The organism is Streptomyces sp. NPDC055955 (genome assembly GCF_042270245.1).
Classification (GTDB): Bacteria; Actinomycetota; Actinomycetes; order Streptomycetales; family Streptomycetaceae; genus Streptomyces.
In genome coordinates, this window is the sequence record NZ_JBHJYS010000027.1 from 104,333 (window position 1) to 121,991 (window position 17,659).

The 17,659-nt window shown below is 69.8% G+C and carries 13 protein-coding genes and 1 pseudogene; 13 read left to right on the forward strand and 1 reads right to left on the reverse strand.

Annotated elements, in window-relative coordinates; all coding sequences use genetic code 11:
• Nucleotides 1-54 precede the first annotated feature (54 nt).
• The 11 genes and pseudogenes from ACFC96_RS38925 to ACFC96_RS38975 all read left to right on the forward strand — a co-directional run bounded on the left by ACFC96_RS38925 (nt 55) and on the right by ACFC96_RS38975 (nt 13,748).
• Entirely contained in the window at nt 55-831 is a 777-nt protein-coding gene (locus ACFC96_RS38925; protein WP_376616999.1) for a class I SAM-dependent methyltransferase, read from the forward strand.
• Between the two features lie 340 nt (nt 832-1,171).
• Entirely contained in the window at nt 1,172-1,873 is a 702-nt protein-coding gene (locus ACFC96_RS38930; protein ID WP_376617001.1) for a 2-phosphosulfolactate phosphatase, read from the forward strand.
• A 568-nt stretch (nt 1,874-2,441) separates the two neighbouring features.
• Nucleotides 2,442-4,676 carry a penicillin acylase family protein gene (locus tag ACFC96_RS38935; protein ID WP_376617003.1) on the forward strand — a complete coding sequence of 745 codons (2,235 nt, stop codon included), beginning with the start codon at nt 2,442-2,444 and terminating at the stop codon, nt 4,674-4,676.
• Between the two features lie 496 nt (nt 4,677-5,172).
• Nucleotides 5,173-5,493 (forward strand): hypothetical protein, encoded by a 321-nt coding sequence (locus ACFC96_RS38940; RefSeq protein ID WP_376617005.1) that lies wholly within the window; start codon nt 5,173-5,175, stop codon nt 5,491-5,493.
• A 31-nt stretch (nt 5,494-5,524) separates the two neighbouring features.
• Nucleotides 5,525-6,229, forward strand: a pseudogene (locus tag ACFC96_RS38945) (APC family permease); the annotation flags it as partial.
• Between the two features lie 244 nt (nt 6,230-6,473).
• Nucleotides 6,474-6,608 (forward strand): hypothetical protein, encoded by a 135-nt coding sequence (locus ACFC96_RS38950; RefSeq protein WP_376617075.1) that lies wholly within the window; start codon nt 6,474-6,476, stop codon nt 6,606-6,608.
• Between the two features lie 274 nt (nt 6,609-6,882).
• Nucleotides 6,883-8,088 (forward strand): cytochrome P450, encoded by a 1,206-nt coding sequence (locus ACFC96_RS38955; protein ID WP_340458298.1) that lies wholly within the window; start codon nt 6,883-6,885, stop codon nt 8,086-8,088.
• Nucleotides 8,089-8,522: 434 nt separating this feature from the next.
• Nucleotides 8,523-9,590 (forward strand): type III polyketide synthase, encoded by a 1,068-nt coding sequence (locus ACFC96_RS38960; protein WP_376267678.1) that lies wholly within the window; start codon nt 8,523-8,525, stop codon nt 9,588-9,590.
• A gap of 734 nt (nt 9,591-10,324) precedes the next feature.
• Entirely contained in the window at nt 10,325-11,626 is a 1,302-nt protein-coding gene (locus tag ACFC96_RS38965; RefSeq protein WP_376617071.1) for a uracil-xanthine permease family protein, read from the forward strand.
• Nucleotides 11,623-13,041 (forward strand): amidohydrolase family protein, encoded by a 1,419-nt coding sequence (locus ACFC96_RS38970; RefSeq protein WP_376617007.1) that lies wholly within the window; start codon nt 11,623-11,625, stop codon nt 13,039-13,041. The genes ACFC96_RS38965 and ACFC96_RS38970 overlap by 4 nt, the downstream gene beginning before the upstream one ends.
• The gene (locus ACFC96_RS38975; RefSeq protein ID WP_376617009.1) at nt 13,038-13,748 is read left to right on the forward strand and encodes a TSUP family transporter; all 711 of its coding nucleotides are present in this window, start codon (nt 13,038-13,040) and stop codon (nt 13,746-13,748) included. The genes ACFC96_RS38970 and ACFC96_RS38975 overlap by 4 nt, the downstream gene beginning before the upstream one ends.
• 30 nt (nt 13,749-13,778) lie before the next feature.
• Here ACFC96_RS38975 and ACFC96_RS38980 read toward each other — a convergent pair whose 3' ends face one another.
• Nucleotides 13,779-14,819 (reverse strand): substrate-binding domain-containing protein, encoded by a 1,041-nt coding sequence (locus ACFC96_RS38980; RefSeq protein ID WP_376617011.1) that lies wholly within the window; start codon nt 14,817-14,819, stop codon nt 13,779-13,781.
• Nucleotides 14,820-15,063: 244 nt separating this feature from the next.
• Between ACFC96_RS38980 and ACFC96_RS38985 the strand changes: the two genes are divergently transcribed.
• On the forward strand, nt 15,064-15,348 hold the full coding sequence (locus ACFC96_RS38985; protein WP_340460665.1) for a hypothetical protein: 285 nt from the start codon (nt 15,064-15,066) through the stop codon (nt 15,346-15,348).
• 317 nt (nt 15,349-15,665) lie between these two features.
• Nucleotides 15,666-17,360: an alpha/beta hydrolase gene (locus tag ACFC96_RS38990; protein ID WP_376617013.1), complete on the forward strand. Its 1,695-nt coding sequence runs from the start codon at nt 15,666-15,668 to the stop codon at nt 17,358-17,360.
• Nucleotides 17,361-17,659 lie beyond the last annotated feature (299 nt).

A 17,659-nucleotide genomic window follows, 5' to 3' on the forward strand; every position in this document is an offset into this window, starting at 1 on the left:
TCGGTCATAGTGCGACCAGGTTTCCTGCGGGGGAGGGCGCGCTAGTCTCGGGCCATGTCCGAGACATCGGTGCGGCACTTCTATGACGAGTTGACTGACGACTACCACCGGATCTACCCGGACTGGGACGCGAGCATCCGCCGGCAGGGAGATGCTCTGGACGCCCAGATCGGCCAGGAACGTGCGACGGTGCTCGACTGCTCCTGCGGGATCGGAACGCAGGCCATCGGCCTGGCACTGCGAGGTCACCGCGTCACCGGAACCGATCTCAGCCCCCGGGCCGCCGCCCGCGCTGCCCGTGAGGCCGCCCGCCGGAACCTGAGCCTTTCCACGGCCGCCGCCGATATGCGAAGACTCCCGTTTCCTGATGGTCAGTTCGACGCCGTCGTGTGCGCCGACAACTCTCTGCCTCACCTGCTGACCGAACAAGATGCGCACGCCGCCCTGGCCGAGATGCGCCGTGTGCTGCGCCCCCGCGGCCTGCTGCTGGTGAGCACACGCCCCTATGACGACCTGCTGCGTGACCGGCCGGCTTCGACGTCTCCGCAAGTGCACCGGAGCGGCGACTGCCTTGACGATGGACCACGAGCCGTCACCTTCCAGCTCTGGCACTGGCATGACGACGGCGAGCACTACGACCTGGAGCACTTCCAACTGCTTGGGGCAGACGGGGACTGGCGCGTCAGGGTCCGCCGGACGACCTACTGGGCACTGAGCCGGGACCGGCTGGCCGGCCTCGCGGCTGAGGCCGGGTTCGTCGACGTCGGGTGGCGGATGCCGGAGGAGACAGGGTTCTTCCAGCCCATGCTTGTGGCCCGCGCCGGGGCATAGGTGATGCGTGATGCCACCGCCCGGCGTGGGACGGCAAAAGTCAGCGGGTCCCGTCGGAGAACCGGCCCGAGCCCGGCTGTTGGCGAGGGGGCAGGAGGCGGTGCCGGTTTCGGGGATCGTTGCCGCTGAAGGTCGGGCGGCCGGTGATGACCGTGCTGGCCAGGGGACGGGGGAGTGGCAACCCGCTTGTGCGTTTGGGCGTCAGGCACGCACGCGCACCTGAATTCATGTCTGCCACCGGTGAGTTGGCGAAGTGTGCCCGGGGCGTTCCCCCGTCGGGCGGACGTGATGCGTATCACTGCCCGGGTTCTTCGGATCCGGCGTACGCGATCATGACCGGATGAACGCTCGCTTCCTTGGCATCACTGATCTGGTCGAAGCCCCGTCCGTGGCGGTCGTGGTCGACGTCATGCGTGCTTTCACTGTGGCTGCCTGGGCCTTCGGCCGAGGAGCGGAAAGGATCGTTCTTGCGGAGTCGCTGGACGAAGCCCTCGCGCTCAAAGGCCGCCACCCGGATTGGGTGGCGCTCAAGGACGGTCCTCCCGCGCCCGGGTTCGACACTGTCAACTCTCCGGGCCTGATGAGGTCTGTCGACCTCGGCGGACGGACCGTCGTGCAGAAGACCACGGCGGGGACGGTCGGCGCACTGGCGGTCAAGGAGGCGTCGCTGGTGCTGTGTGCCAGCTTCGTGGTGGCGGAGGCGACTGCTCGGCTCTTGCGGGCGAACAAGAGCGACAGTGTCACGTTCGTGGTCACCGGCGAGGACGGGCAGGCCGATGAAGACCTGGCGTGTGCTCAGTACATCGCTCGGAGAGCCACCGAGGTGGGGACGGATGCAACTGAGTTCCTCCGCCGCGCCGGCGAGTCGCGCGCAGCCGCCGAGCTTGCGGAAGGTGTGCGTCAAGGAGTCCACCCTGATGACGTCGCACTCTGTCTTGAGCTCGACCGGTTCCCCTTTGCCATGGTGGCGAGCTTGGAAGACTCGCTCATGGTCCTCCGTGCGGCAGCCGTGCATTCGCCGGCCGACGACGCTTCGATCTGATCGCTTGTCCAAGGGCCTGTACGACCTGCCGGTGCGCTCCTCCGCCGGTACAGGACACCATGCGGTTCTCTTTGGAGCTGCTCGAGGAACTGCCCGAGTATCTTCCTGGAACTGCCTGGAACTGCCTGGAACTGCCTGGAACTGCCCAGAACTGCCTGAGCCTTGATGTCGATCCTTTCCTGGTGACAGCCCGTCACAAGGGAGACGGGTCGGTAGCCGCGCAGCAGCTGGGACGGCCTCTCCCTACCGGACGAAGGACTTCCGATTACAGCGGGATGAAGCCTTGTCAGGGCGCTGCTTCCTGGATAGGACTGTCCGCGTAGGTGATCACCGGAACGTGCCTGTGCCGTCCGGGTGGTCACCTCGGTCGTGGTGCCGGCTGCGCGGTGGGGGTGACGATCAGGGTGATGGCCGAGGGTGGCATCCCCTTGGGGTCGCACGGGCGAAGGGCGACGGGAGCGCCGTACCGGGCGGATAGAGCACCGAGGGGCCGGCGCGCGGACCACCGCTCACCACACCGGTTGAAGCCGAACGATCCCCTGATCCTCGAAGGAGAGTGGAGCAACTCATGAGCCATGCGCAGAATTCCGGGGTGAGCCGGCGCCGCGTTCTGGGTGGCGCGGCCGGGCTGGCCGTTGCCGCGGCGGGGCTGCAGACCGGCGCCGCGTTCGGGCTGCCGGCACAGGCACTTCCCGACGAGGCCCGCCGGCACCGACATGCCGAACGGGTCACGATCACGCGGGACGACTGGGGTGTTCCGCACATCGTGGGCGAGACCGATGCCGACGCGGTGTTCGGGATGATGTACGCCCAGGCGGAGGACGACTTCAACCGGATCGAGCAGAACTACCTCGTCGCCCTCGGCCGTCTCGCCGAGGCGGAGGGCGAAGGCGCGATATGGCAGGACCTGCGCCAGCGGTTGTTCCTCGACCCGGAGCAGCTGAAGAAGGACTACGCGAAGTGCCCGGCGTGGCTGCGCGCGTTGATGCGGGCCTGGGCGGACGGACTCAACCACTACCTCGCCACGCACCCCGAGGTGCGCCCTCGGGTGCTGGACCGGTTCGAGCCGTGGATGCCGCTCAGCTTCTCCGAAGGCAGCATCGGCGGCGACATCGAATCGGTGCTGCTCACCCAGCTCGAAGCGTTCTACGACAAGCGCGACGTACCGATGACCGACGAGGAGCGCGGCCTCGTGCAGCGCGAACCCACGGGGTCCAACGGCTTCGCGATCGCACCCCGCCACACGCGGGACGGCCACGCACTGCTGCTGATCAACCCGCACACCAGCTTCTTCTTCCGCGCGGAACAGCATGTGACGAGCCGCGAGGGACTGAACGCCTACGGTGCGGCCACCTGGGGGCAGTTCTTCATCTACCAGGGCTTCAACGCGGACACGGGCTGGATGCACACGACGAGTGGCGTCGACAACATCGACGAGTTCGCCGAGACGGTCGTGACCGGGGCCGACGGATCCCGGTCCTACCGTTACGGCGACGCGCTGCGCCCCGTCTCGACGAAGAAGGTCACGCTCTCCTTCCGTACCGACGACGGTGGGCAGAAGCAGCGCACCTTCACGACGTACGCGACGCACCACGGCCCGATCGTGCGCGAGGCGGACGGCAAGTGGATCGCGTGTGCGCTGATGAACAAGCCCGTCGAGGCGCTCCAGCAGAGTTTCCTGCGCACGACGACGCGGGACTACGCCGGCTATCTCAAAGTCGCGGGCCTCAAGGCGAACAGCTCGAACAACACGCTCTTCGCGGACTCGAAGGGCGAGATCGCCTTCCTGATGCCGCAGTTCATGCCGGTGCGGGACGACCGTTTCGACTATCTCAAGGCCGTAGACGGCAGTGACCCGGCGACCGACTGGCATGGCCTGCACAGCCTGGACAGCATGCCGCAGGCCGTGAACCCGAAGAACGGCTGGGCGTTCAACACCAACAACTGGCCCTGGACGGCCGCCGGCGCGGACAGCCCCCACAAGGCCGACTATCCGCGCTACTTCGACCGGTTCGGTGAGAACCCGCGCGGGCCGCACGCCATCCGGGTGCTGACCGCGCGCGACGACTTCACCCCGCAGACGCTGATCGAAGCCGCGTTCGACCCGTATCTCACCGCCTTCGCGCGGTTGCTGCCGGGGCTCGTGGCGGCGTGGGACCGACTGCCGGAGGGAAGCGGGCAGAAGAAGAAGCTGGCCGACCCGATCGGCTTGCTGCGCGACTGGGACTTCCAGTGGTCCGCGGACTCGACCGCGACATCAGTAGCGGTGTTCTGGGGCGAGGACATGTGGGCGCTCACAACCCTGGCGGCGGCGGACGCCGGAATGTCGGTATGGGACTACATCGCCGACCGGGCCACGGACGCGCAGAAGCTCGGCGCACTCGAGACGGCGGTACAGCGGCTGCAGCGGGACTTCGGCGGCTGGCAGGTGCCGTGGGGTGACATCAATCGCTACCAGCGCAACGACGGCGCGATCGTTCAGGAGTTCAGCGACGACAAGCCCAGCATCCCGGTGCCCTTCACCTCCTCGCGATGGGGCTCGCTCGCCTCGTTCGGCGCGATGGCCTACCCGGGAACCAAGCGTTACTACGGCACCAGTGGCAACAGTTTCGTGGCGGTCGTCGAGTTCGGGCCGCGACTGCGCGCCTGGGCGGTGACGGCGGGCGGAGTGAGCGGACACCCCGACTCGCCGCACTTCGGCGACCAGGCCGAACGCTATGCGCAGGGCGCCTTGCGGCCCGTCTACTTCTATCCCGAGGACCTCAAGGGGCACGTCGAGCGGAGGTACCGCCCCGGCGTGTGACCGGCCGCCCGGGGCGATGAGTGCGGCAGGAGGCCCCGGGCAGGCACGGTGCACGGGTCACGAACCGACTGGTGCGGGGCGCCGGACCGTGGGTCCGGCGCCCCTCTCCACCCTTGTGAGCGGTGCTTGCGGGAGTGGTGTGCTCTGGACAGGGTCTGTCCGGCCGACGATGCGACTCGTGGGGTCACCGACGGCCGACGCGCGTCGGTCAACCGGTGGTCTTGCCGCGCTTCTTCCGCGCCGGAAACAGTTCCTGACGTGGCAGCGGGGGAGAGATCACCCAGACGACCTCGGCGTCGACCGGGCCGGGGTTGGACCATTCATGAGTGGACCGGGCCGGTGATCCAGCTGGCCCCGCCACCGATCTGCGACCGGCAACACTTCGACGAGATCGAGCAGGCGCTGCGCAGCGCCCTGACGACCGCCGTGGAGACGCTGTGACCACCGGCACCGAAAGCATCGCGCGCGCAACGCCGGCCAGACCAGGGGAGACCCGATGAAGACGACCACGACCACCACCCCGTTCGACGCCTCCGCCGCCTCGGGACAGCCGCGACTGCAGGGCCGGCTCGGCGTGCCCAGTATCGCCTTCATGGTGGTGGCCGGCGCCGCACCGCTGACCGTGGTCGGCGGCCCGATGGCGCTGGCTTTCGCCGCCGGTGACGGCGCCGGGCTGCCGAGCGTCTATCTGGTCACGGCAGCCGTACTGCTCCTCTTCGCGGCGGCCTTCACCGCGATGACCCCGCGCGTCCGGTCCGCCGGCGCGTTCTACTCCTACGTGCACACAGGCCTCGGCCGCCGAGCCGGCATCGGCTAACGCGGCGCTGCTCACCTACGTCGCGCTCTACGTGGGGATCTACGCCCTCCTCGGCACCGCCGTCGACAGTCTCTCCACCTCCTTCGGCGGCCCCCACCTCGCCTGGTGGCTCTGGGCGGCGGCCGCGCCGGTGGTGATCTCCCTCCTCGGCTACCGCAACATCGAACTCTCCGTGAAGGTGCTCGGTGTCCTCCTGGTGGGCGAAGTCCTCGTCGTTCTCGTCATGGACGGCGTGATCACCGCGCGCGGCGGCGGCTCGGAGGGCCTGTCCACCGGCTTCGCCCACCCCGCCACCGTCCTGTCCGGCGCGCCGGGCGTGGCCCTGGTCTTCGCGGTGCTCAGCTTCATCGGCGTCGAGGCCACCGCCGTATTCCGGGACGAGGCCAAGGACCCCGAGGTCACCGTTCCCCGGGCGACCTTCCTGACCATCGGTGCTGTGGGCCTGTTCTACGCGGTCACCAGCTGGGCCCTGGTCAGCGCGGTGGGGGACCGCCGGATCGCTGCGGTCGCCGCGGCGTTCCCCGAGGCCCTGCTGCCCGACCTGAGCCGCGCGTACCTGGGCCGAGTGGGCCACGACCTGGTCGCGGTCCTCTTCGTCACCAGCATCTTCGCCGCGGGCCTGATCTTCCACAACGTCGTCGCGCGCTACCTCCACTCACTCTCCTCACGCGACCTCCTCCCGACCCGCCTGGCCGCCGTCCACTCGAACCACGGCTCCCCGCATCGCGGTTCGGTGGTCGCTTCGGCCCTGATGACCCGTCCTTCTGGCCCTGTCCGTCCTCATCGGCCTGGACCCCATCGACGAGGTCTACACCTGGACCGCCGGTCTGGCCTCCGTCGGCTACGTCGTCCTCCTCTTCGTCACCTGTCTCTCCGTCATCGTCTTCTTCCGCCGCCACGGCCTCCCGACCGACTCCCTCACCCGAACCGTCCTCGCCCCCGCCCTCAGCCTGGCGGGCCTCCTCGGCATCCTCGTCCTGATGCTGACCAACCTGAACCTTCTGGTCGGCACCGACCGAGCGGTCCCCGTCGTCATCGTCGTGGCGCTGGCGGCGACATACGCGGCGGGCCCGGTCGTGGGGCGACTGCGCCCGGGTGCGGGCAGGGAGGAGTAGCAGTCACCGGGCCCGAGGACTCCAGCCGGAAACCGGCTGGAGTACACACACTGCGCGCGCGTCCGCGCCGACAAGGCCGCACCCCTCTTCGTGTGACGCCGACACCCTGGTCGCAGCACGTGCACCTGTACCTCGCCGCATCGCGGCGATCTGCCCTCAGCGGCACGGATGAACTGTGGGGTGCATGCGGGCGAATCGCGTATGTCCGGGCGGCGAGCGGGGAACGGCTGTCGGGTCCAAAGCAGCAGTAGACGCCACTCACCTGGAGATCCGCATGACCCCCGGCTCCGACGCGCGTGAATGTCCCTTCGACTTTGCCGAGGCCCTCGAGTTCGATCCGACACTCAGACACCTCATGAACGAGGGACCTGTCTCCCGGATCCGGCTGCCCTTCGGCGAGGGCACGGCGTGGCTCGTCACCGGCTACGACGATGTGCGGACGGTGACCACGGACAGGCGGTTCAGCCGTCATGCTGTCGCCGGCCGTGACTTCCCGCGCATGACACCCGAGCCGATCGTCCAGTCCGAGGCGATCAATCTGATGGACCCCCCGGCCGGCAGCCGCCTGCGCAGCCTCGTGTCGAAGGGCTTCGCCCCGGCTCACATCGAACGCATGAGGCAGCGCACGCAGAATGTCGTCGACGAACTGCTCGACCAGATGACGGGGCACGGTACCCCCGCCGACATCATGGAGCACCTTGCCGGACCACTGCCTCTGATCACGATCTGTGAGGTTCTGGAGATCCCCGAGGCGGACCACGCACAGTTGCGCGCCCACGCCCGGACGATGATGGATGTCGGGGCCGGCAACCGGGACGCCGCGGTACGGGCGAAGGCCGAGTTGCGCGCCTACTTCGCGACACTGACCGCGCAGCGTCGCAAGAATCCCGGCGACGACCTGATCAGCGTACTGGCGACGGCCCGAGACGGCGACGAGATCCTCAACGACGAGGAGTTGGCCGTCATGGCCATGGTCCTGCTGATCACAGGGCAGGATACGACGACGTACGAGATCGGCAACCTGACCTACCTGTTGCTCACCCGGCCCGATCTGCTCGCGACCGTGCGCGAGCGCCCCGAGCTGCTGCCCGGGGCCATCAACGAGTTGCTGCGCTTCATCCCCTTCCGCAAGGGGGTCGGTATCCCCCGGGTGGCGATGGAAGACGTGTCCCTGAGCGGGGTGACCATTCAGGCGGGCGACATCGTGCACGTCTCCTACCTGACCGCGAACCGGGACGCGCGCAAGTTCGACCGACCCGACGAGGTGGACCTGGAGCGGTCCGGCCCGCCGCACATGACCTTCGGCTGGGGCGCCCATCACTGCCTGGGCGCACCGCTGGCCGCCGCGGAAATCGAAATCGCCCTCGGCACGCTCCTTGCGCGTTTTCCTCGCCTGGCGCTGGCCAAGCCCGCCGAGGAACTGCAGTGGAACGCGACATCGATCTGGCGCTATCCCCTCGCGTTGCCTGTCACCTGGTGACAGGCCGGCACATGACCGCAGGGCTGGGCGGGACCACCTCGCGCGCGTCACACCGCGCGCCCCGCCCGGCGCGATCGCGAGCCTGAGAGGCACCTGTCGGCTGCGTCCCCATGCGCCCCTCGACAGCCGACGAGGACGGCGCCTTGCCCCTGCTCACGCCGACTGCGGGGAGTGGCGGTCCGACGTGCGGCGGTGATCCATCTGGCGTACGTTGAAGTGCACTGGCCATTGCCAGGGGCGGCGTCTCCCGCAGGCATTGCCGCCCGGACGGGACGCACAGGGCGACGGTCGCATCGACCGTATTCCCCTCAGGCAGTCCACATGCGCGCCGTCTCGGAGCACCCAAGGCAGCAGGGGCTCCCGTCCAAGCGGCTGAACCTTCAGGACCGGGCCCCGGCCGCGCCCGGGGCCACCAACTGCAAGGAGTCACTCCCATGGCAGTGCTGTGCAAGCCCGCAATCGCGATACCCGAGCACGTCATCACCAATGAGGAAACCCTCGAACTCGCGCAGAGGCTGCACCACGACCATCCACAACTCGACCTGGCACTGAGCCTGATCGAGAACACCGGGGTACAGAAGCGGCATCTGATCCAGCCCATCGATGTCGTCCTGAAGCACCCGGGACTGGATGCCCGCAGCGCCGTCTACGAGGCGGAGTCCAAGGCCCGCGTCCCGAAGGTGGTTCAGCGCGCACTGGACCAGGCCCAACTGGAGCCCCCGGACATCGACTTGATCATCTACGTGTCCTGCACGGGCTTCATGATGCCCTCGCTGACCGCGTGGCTCATCAACACCATGGGCTTCAATCCGCAGACACGACAGCTGCCCATCGCCCAACTCGGTTGCGCTGCAGGAGGAGCCGCCGTGAACCGGGCGCACGACTTCTGCGCGGCGTACCCCGACGCCAATGTCCTGATCGTGGCCTGCGAGTTCTGCTCACTGTGCTACCAGCCAGGAGACATCGGTGTGGGATCGCTGCTGTCCAACGGTTTGTTCGGTGACGGCATCGCCGCCGTGGTCGTCCGGGGAAGCGGCGGCACCGGAATGCGCCTGGAGCGCAATGGTTCCTATCTGATACCCCACACCGAGGACTGGATCTCCTACGCGGTCCGCTCCACCGGATTCCACTTCCAGCTCGACAAGCGGGTACCGAAAACGATGGAGCCCCTCAGTCCGGCGCTGCGGGCGCTGGCGGAAGAGCACCAATGGAACGTAGGCAAACTGGACTTCTACATCGTCCACGCCGGCGGGCCGCGCATCCTTGACGACCTGAGCCGCTGCCTCGACATACCGCCCGAGGCGTTCCGCTTCAGCCGGGCCACGCTCACCGAGTACGGGAACATCGCCAGCGCAGTCGTCCTCGACGCCCTCGGCCGCATGTTTGACGAGCAGTCGGCACTCGAGGGCCACCAAGGCCTGATGGCCGGGTTCGGTCCCGGCATCACCGCCGAGATCGCCCTGGGTACCTGGACGACGGACAGGGAGGGCGTTGCCGCCTGACCCCAGCCGAGGGAATCAGACAGGAGCGGGACGCGCGGGGCACCCGGTCGGCCACATGCCGGCGGGGTGCCCCGCGCGTATCCGGAGACCGAGGTCCTGTGTGCTCCGGTCGGCCGGACCAGATCTGGGGGCCCGCCCCGAGCGGACCCGCCACGAACTGCCGCCCGATTGGGGCGAGGTGACGACGCTGGACGTCAGCGGCGCCCGGCTGTCCGCCCCGGCCGCGGAAGGCGTCGGCCGGGGCGGCGTTCGGGTTCAGTGGCCTGGCTGTCCGTCCGGCCGCCAGGCCCTGTGTGCCCGGTCTTGACGGTGGATCCGCGGGCTCCCATACTAGCGGCCAAATCGATTTGGCCAAATCGATTTGGCTCTCCGTCCAGGGCCGGATCGCGGCTGATATCCGAGCGTGCCGTACGCCCGAACGGAGCCCGAACATGTCCAGTCCCCGCCAGAGCCGACCGCCGGCCTCCAGTCCCGCCGCCCAGCACCGGGCAGACGAGCCCACCCCCGTTCCGACCCAGAACGCCGACACCTTCGAGTCCGTCAACTCCCAGCCCACGCGGGCAGTCGATCCGGATGAGTGTCCCCACCCTGAGGGTGCTGGTCCCGACGGAGCTCGTCCTGACGGTGCTCGTCCCCACGGTGCCGGTCCCGAGGATGCCGGCCCCGACACCACAGGGAGTTCACTCGGCGAAGGCGCCCCACCCGCCGTGCACCCCGTGGACGAGTCGCGTCCCATGGGGCGGATCCTGCTCTTCGGGATCCAGCACGTTCTCGTGATGGCCGCCACCCCCATCTCGGCAATTTTCCTGATGAGCGCCACCCTCGGCCTGCGCCCCGGACTCACCGTCGATCTGCTCTCGGCGGCCTTCGTGCTCTCCGGGGTGGGATCCCTGATCCAGTCGCTCGGGCCCTGGAAGTTCGGGCCTCGGCTGCCCTTCGTGATGCTGCCGGGCGGCGCTCCGCTCATTCTGTTCCTCGCGATCGCCGAGCAGCACGGCGTGCGCATCGCCACCGGTGCGGTGGTCCTGACGGCGGCGTTCACCTTCGTCGTGCTGCCTGTCTTCTCCCGGCTGCTCGCGTACTTTCCCGCCCTGGTCATCGGCACCATGATCGTCATCGTCGGCGTCAACCTGGTGAAGGTCGGCGCCGTCCTCGTCACGGGACAGCCCGGCTCGCCCGGCTTTGGCGATCCCACCAACCTCGGTCTCGGCCTGGCGACGATCGGCTTCACCGTCGCCTTCTACCTGTTCTTCAGCGGCATCCTGCGTCAACTCTCCGTCATGCTCGGCCTGTTCGCCGGCACCGCACTCGCCGCCGCGGTCGGAGCCGTCCACGGCGCAGGTGCCATGGGCGGCGGACTGGTGAACCTGCCGCGCCTGATGCCCTTCGGCTCACCCGAGTTCAACCTCGTGGCCGCTCTGCCTCTGATGCTCTACACCCTGGCATCCATGGCCGAGGCCACCGGCCAGACCGTCATCAACGCCGAGGCCGTGGGCAAGACGATCGACCAGCGGACCGACGTGCCGAAGACCGTCCGCGCGGACGCGCTCACCTCGCTCTTCGGCGGATTCTTCGGCCTGCCCCTCATGGTCACCAGCGGGGAGAACATCGGCATCGTCCGTGTCACCGGCGTCCGCAGCCGGTTCGTCACCGCCGCGGCCGGAGTCGTGCTGGTCGTCATCGGGTTCCTCGCACCCGTCACCCGCGCAATCAGCGTGATCCCGAGCGCTGTCGTCGGCGGCACGGCCATGGTCGTCTTCGCCGTCATCACCGTGCTCGGCATCCAGATGCTGGGCCGCTCCGACCTCGACAAGCACACCAGCACCTTCATCTGCGCCGTCGCTCTCGCACTGGGGCTCCTGCCCATTCTCGTCCCCGGCGTGTACGGGGCGTTCCCGCCCAACGCCCGCATCCTCCTCGAAAGCGGCGTCGCCGTCGGCACGTTCGCCGCCGCCGTTCTCAACGTCCTCTTCCACCATGTCAGGCCGGGCATCGCCGCCCGTCTGACCGCCGCCCGCACGGAAAGCGACCGATGAACCGACACGACCGCGATCTCCTCGCCGGGCCCGGCCCGCGCCTTCTCGTACCGGGCGCGGTCCTGCTGCCCGAAGGCACCGCCGACGGCTGGGCCGTCACGATCGACGACGGTCGCTTCGAAGCCGTCGGGCCGGCGGACGAACTGGAGCGCGCGCACCCTCAATTGCCGGCCGTACGGCTGCCCGGTCATCTGCTGATGCCCGGATTCGTCGACGCCCACCATCACCTCACCCAGAGCTTCGGCTCCGCACTCGCCTTCGGGGAGCCCTCCGAGATCTTCCGCCGGGTCTGGGTACCGCTGGAAGGCGCGCTGGACGAGGAATCGGCCTACACCGCGGCCATGCTGGCCGCCCTCGAAGCGCTGCGTGGCGGATTCACCACCGTCACGGACGCGGGCACGCGCGCCGGTGTCGACGTCGACGTGGTCGCGTCCGCCGCGCGTGACGCCGGCATCCGCTGCGTCCTCGGACTCGTCTGCAACGACGCGGACCAGGAGGAAGCGACGGACCACCCGGCCGTTCTCGCGCGGGCCGAGAAGCACCTCGCCCGCTACGACGGCGAGCCACTCATCCATCCGTCCCTGGCCGTGTCCATCCCCGAGGCGGCAACCGAACGCACCCTGCACGCCACCGCCCGCCTGGCCGCCGAGGCCGGGGCCGTCGTCCAGATTCACGTCAACGAGCACCTCGCCGGCGTGGAACGCTCCCTGGTCCGACACGGGCTGCGCCCCCTCGAACACCTGCACAGCGTCGGCGCGCTCGGCCCCCAACTGCTCGCCGCGCACGCCACGATGCTCACGCCCCGCGAGCTGACCTTGCTCGCCGACACGGGAACCGCTGTCAGCTACAACCCCGTCGCCAGCGCGTGGAAGGGCAACGCGGTCGCGCCCGCGACCGCCATGGCCGAGCGCGGCATCCGCTTCGGGCTCGGTACCGACGGCACCCGCGGCGACGGCTTCCGGCTCGCGGAGGCCGCAGAATTCGCGCAGCGCCTCGCGTACGGTCTGGCGACCGGTGACTCGTCGTGCGGCGCCGGCTGGACGTGGCTGGAGCGTGCCAACCGGGGCGGTGCGGATGCCGTCGGGCTCGGCGCCCGCACCGGCGCCGTCGCCCCGGGCATGGCGGCCGACTTCCTCCTCGTCGACGTCGACACACCGGAGCTGGCGCTCTCCTGGGACCTGCCGTGGGAACTCGTACGACGCGGCAACCGGGACCAGATCACCGCCGTCTTCGTCGCCGGGCGACTGCGCATGTGGCACGGCCGGCCGACCGAATGGGACGGGCCCGAACTGGTGAGACGGGCGGCGGAACTGGCCCGCGCTGCCGTCGCCCGGGCGAACGTCACCCGGGTGCACCCCACGTCAACGGCATCACGGGCACTGATCAGGTCACAGGATCGGAGCACGGCGCAGTGAGTACGCAGATACTGGCGGCTCTCGCAGTGACGGTGGCCGTCGCCGCCTTCGTGCAGGGCAGCAGTGGACTCGGTTTCGCGCTGATCGTCGCGCCCGTGGCCGGAATCCTCGATCCCGGCCTCGTCCCGGTCTTCGTCCTCGCTTCGATGATCCCGCTCAACCTGTACGTCGCCTGGCGCGAGCGGTCCTCGCTCGACCTGCGCGGCGCGGGCTGGATCACCGGGGCGCGGCTCGCCGCCACCCCGGCCGGTCTCGGGGTGCTCTGGCTGATCCCGGAACGCGGCCTCGGCCTGTTCGTGGGCGGCGCCACCGTGCTCGCGGCCGTCGCGAGCCTGACCGTGCCCGCGTTCACACCCGGGCGGGCCGCATACATCGGCGCGGGCGCGGTGACCGGGCTGACCGAGACCGCGACCGGTGTCGGCGGACCTCCGCTCGCGCTGGTCTACCAGCACCGCCCGCCCGCCGAACTGCGCTCCACGGTCGCCGCGTGCTTCCTCATCGGGGAAGTCGCCTCCCTGGCGCTGCTGTTCGCGACAGGAAAAGCCGAGGTCACGGAACTCGGCCAGGCAGTCGCGCTGCTGCCCGCGATCGCGGCCGGTGCGTGGCTCAGCCGCCTGGTGCACCACCGTCTGGCCGCACGCAGAATGCGTCTGTTCGTGCTGGTCTTCGCGTTGGTCTCCGGGCTCGTCCTGATGCTGCGGGCCTGAACGGGTCCGGGCTCGGACGAGTCCGGGGATTCAGTTCCGGCCGGCTCGTAGCGACGAAGCCCGCACGATCACCCGCGGGTTCGGGGACACCGCCACCGACGGCGTGGCGGTGTCCCCGCGAAGCCGCCCCAGCAGCAGCTCCACCGCGTCGGACGCCGCCTTGTCCAGGTGCAGATCGACCGCTGTCAGAGGCGGTTCACAGGTACGGGCACGCAGGCCGTCGTAGCGGGTGACGACCATGACGTCGTCCGGCACGGTCCGCCCGCTGTCCCGGATCGCCCGGACCGCGCCCACCGCGAAGGCATCGACCAGCGCGCACACCGCGTCGACGTCCGGGTGTTCGGCGAGCAGTTCGGCGCACCGCTCGTACCCCGCTTTCTCACCGCCCGACTCCGGGACCCGCGCCACGATCGGCGTCCAGCCGTGCCGCTCGGCGACGCGCTCGTACGCGGTGAGCGCATCGACGGACGAGTGCCGCGTACCGGAGCCCACGACCAGCGCCGGCCGCACCGCACCCTGCGCGTGCAGGTGCGCCAGCAGAAGCTCCACCACGAGATCACCGTGCAGATCGACGTACGGCGCGTCCTCCTCGGCAGACACCGGCCTGCCGAGCGCCACGTACGGCAGGCCGCGTTCACGCAGCTGGGCGACCGCGGCGTCATCCGCTTCCGGCTCGACCACGATGGCTCCGTCGATGTCGACGGAGTACAGCGCGGAATCCGACTGCACGGGCGGTACGAGCACGAGTGCGTAGTCGTGAAGGAGCGCGCTCTCCGCGGCCGCCGCCGCGACCTCCATGTAGAAGCCGAGCCGTGACGGCCCGCCCGCCACCGCGAACGGCATCGAGGAGGCCAGCGCGATGGCCTTCGCCTGTCCACGCCGCAGCCGCTGCGCCCGCAGGTTGGGGCGGTAGCCCAGTTCCGCCGCGACCTGCCTGACGCGCTCCCGTGTCCGGGGGTCGACCTTGCCGAGCCCGTTGAGGGCGTGCGACACGGTCGTGCGCGAGACGCCGGCGACGCGGGCGACATCGGCGATCGTCGGCGGCCTCGGGCCGGGGGCGGAAGTAGCCATCTGCGCAAGGACTCCTCGCTGGCGGGGCGGTGGACAGGTCCATCTTCGCCGACGCAGCCCTGGCCCGGGATCGAGTCAGGACACACGTCCCTCGGTGCGCCCGGCCCTGGCCGAAGCAGACGCCCGGGTGGGATCACCGATGCGCCTATCCGGGTCACGTCCGGGTGTTCCCCGGGCCGGAGAGGCCCGGTGGGGGTAGGTCGTCTCGCGCAAGGTGACCTTGGGACCCATGAGGAGATCAGCTGTGTACGCAGTGATTCGACGTTACGAAGGAGTGACCGACTCCGCCGAGGCAGGACGCCGCGTGGACGAGGGATTCGTCCCCCTGCTCCGCCGCGTTCCCGGTTTCGTGGCCTACTACTGGGTGGACGCCGGGGACGGAGTGATGGTCTCCACCAGCGTCTTCGAAGACCGGTCCGGGGCCGACGAGTCGGTCAGACAGGCGGCGGACTTCGTACGGGACAGCCTCTCGTCGCTGCTCCCCAACCCTCCTCAGGTTACGGCCGGCCCGGTTGTGGCTGCTGGGTAGCACCCTGCGAAGTGGGCGGCCGGTCGCCTCCGGGGCAGGACAAGTGGCCGGCTGTGGCCGAGCTCTGCGGATGACCACTGAGCGCGACAGCCGGCCGGACCGTACACAGGGGTCGGCCACTCGCGTCGTTCCTGCGGTGGAAGTCCAGGAGCCGGCCGGGTGCTGCGGGCCGCGTCGCCGGCGACACGGCGACGGTGGTTCCGCCATGTGGCCGCGGTCGGCTCGCGCGCGTCGCCGAGCCGCGGTGCCGTTGGCACAGGTGTGACGGCGTCCAGCACGGAAGGGCGTCCGGCCCTCAGCCGTGGAAGGACAATGGCATGCACATATCTGGACCGATAGCGGGCCGTCGGATCGGTGCCTTGGTCATCGCCGCGTTGCTGACCTACCCGGCCGTTCTGACCGGGCCGGACCTCGCCGCGGCCGGACGTCTCCCCACCGCTTCGGTGCCGGCGCCCGAGCTGGACTGGAGACCCTGCGTTCACGGCAGCCCGTACGACTGCGCGACCGCGAAGGTGCCGCTGGACTACGACGACCCGGGGCGTCGCACCATCGAACTGGCGGTCATCAAACGGAAGGCGACCGACCCAGGTCGACGCATCGGCACCCTGCTCTTCAACCCCGGCGGACCCGGCGGGCCGGGAACGATCCAGATGCCACAGGAATACGAGCTCTTCCCGCGCGAGGTGCGGGAGCGGTTCGACATCGTCAGTTGGGACCCCCGCGGGATCGGCAGCAGCACCGCGGTGAACTGCTTCGCGACTCCCGCGGAGGCCGCCGTGTGGAACGCGGCAAAACCGGCCGGCGTCCCGGTCGGAGCACAGCAGCGAGCGGCCGTGTTCGCCGCATACCGGGACCTGGCTCAGCGCTGTCAGCGGCGTGACCCCGAGCTGCTGCGTCATGTGTCGACCGCCGACACCGCTCGCGACCTCGAAGGGCTGCGCCAGGCGGTGGGCGACGCGCAACTCACCTACCTCGGAACCTCCTACGGCACGATCCTGGGCGCCACCTACGCCAACTTGTTCCCCGGCAAGGTCCGCGCCATGGTCCTCGACAGCGACATCGATCCGCAGGCCTGGACGAACCACGCCTCCGACGCGGACCCCCGGCTGAACACGTTCCTGCGCATGGGCGCGGACCGCGCCGCGGCAGTGGTCCTGGACCGGTTCCTCACCCTGTGCGGATCCACGGACACCGCGGGCTGCGCCTTCTCCGCCGGCAGCCCGAAAGCGACCCGGGACAGGTTCGACCAGCTGATGCGGCGGCTGCGGGCGCATCCCGTGGGTGAGTGGACCTACGGCCACACGATCGACGACGTGCTCCACAGCCTCTACACCGTCCACCCGGGCTGGACGGAGCTCGCCGGCAGACTGCGGGATCTCTGGCAGGGCCGCGTCGCCACGGCGTCCCCGCTCCCGCCCCCGCCGCCGGTTCCGCATCCGAATCCGTACCTCGGCGAGGAACAGGCGGGTGCGGTGATCTGCGGCGACAGCCCCAATCCGCGTGACCCGGCCGCCTACCCCGCCATGGAAGAGGCCGCCGCCCGACGCGCCGGCGATGCCGGACGCGTCTGGACCTGGGCCCCCGTGGCGTGCGCCTCCTGGCCGGCCGTCGCGGCCGAGCGCTACCGGGGCCCGTGGAACAGGCCGACGGCACACCCGATCCTGCTGGTCGGCACCAGGTACGACCCCGCCACTCCCTACGCGGACGCGCAGGCGCTGGCCGGGGAACTGGCCGACGCCCGCCTGCTCACCCACGAGGGATACGGCCACACCGCGCTGATCAACACCAGCAGCTGCGTGAAGACGTACGAGAGCCGGTACCTCGTCGACGGCACGCTCCCGCCGGCCGGAACGACCTGCCGGCAGGACAAGCAACCCTTCCCCGCGCCCAAGCCGGTGGGCGGCGTCGACACCGATGCGCCCAAGCCGGTCGGGGGCGTCGACACCGACGCGCCCAAGCCGGTCGGGGGCGTCGACACCGGAGGCGGTGGGATGGCCGGCACCGTCCACTGAGTCGGCCACACCACCCGGCCTGGGCACAGGCCGCCTCGGAGGAGCTCCTTACCCGTGTCCCTCAGGCGAGCCGTTCATCGTGCATGACGAGGACGTCGCCTATGAGGACGAGTGCGAGGCCCACCGGGACGCCAGCGCGACGAAGACCGACCAGGACTGCGGTCACCTGCCCTGCCAAGCCCTGTACCGGCCGATTCTTCGCGAGTCCCGCATCCAGGACAGCGATCCGCTGCGAAACATCTATGTCGGTGGGCGTCCCTCGTGGCGTGCCACCCAGAGCGGGCGCATGAAGCGCCGGA

Bases quoted from the DNA above. Each gene is read 5' to 3' on its own strand.
- ACFC96_RS38960 (WP_376267678.1), top strand. From the start codon at position 8,523: ATGGCAGTGCTGTGCAAGCCCGCAATCGCGATACCCGAGCACGTCATC.
- ACFC96_RS38940 (WP_376617005.1), top strand. From the start codon at position 5,173: ATGAAGACGACCACGACCACCACCCCGTTCGACGCCTCCGCCGCCTCG.
- ACFC96_RS38990 (WP_376617013.1), top strand. From the start codon at position 15,666: ATGCACATATCTGGACCGATAGCGGGCCGTCGGATCGGTGCCTTGGTC.
- ACFC96_RS38935 (WP_376617003.1), top strand. From the start codon at position 2,442: ATGAGCCATGCGCAGAATTCCGGGGTGAGCCGGCGCCGCGTTCTGGGT.
- ACFC96_RS38930 (WP_376617001.1), top strand. From the start codon at position 1,172: ATGAACGCTCGCTTCCTTGGCATCACTGATCTGGTCGAAGCCCCGTCC.
- ACFC96_RS38965 (WP_376617071.1), top strand. From the start codon at position 10,325: ATGGGGCGGATCCTGCTCTTCGGGATCCAGCACGTTCTCGTGATGGCC.
- ACFC96_RS38925 (WP_376616999.1), top strand. From the start codon at position 55: ATGTCCGAGACATCGGTGCGGCACTTCTATGACGAGTTGACTGACGAC.
- ACFC96_RS38950 (WP_376617075.1), top strand. From the start codon at position 6,474: ATGCTGACCAACCTGAACCTTCTGGTCGGCACCGACCGAGCGGTCCCC.
- ACFC96_RS38970 (WP_376617007.1), top strand. From the start codon at position 11,623: ATGAACCGACACGACCGCGATCTCCTCGCCGGGCCCGGCCCGCGCCTT.
- ACFC96_RS38955 (WP_340458298.1), top strand. From the start codon at position 6,883: ATGACCCCCGGCTCCGACGCGCGTGAATGTCCCTTCGACTTTGCCGAG.
- ACFC96_RS38980 (WP_376617011.1), bottom strand. From the start codon at position 14,819: ATGGCTACTTCCGCCCCCGGCCCGAGGCCGCCGACGATCGCCGATGTC.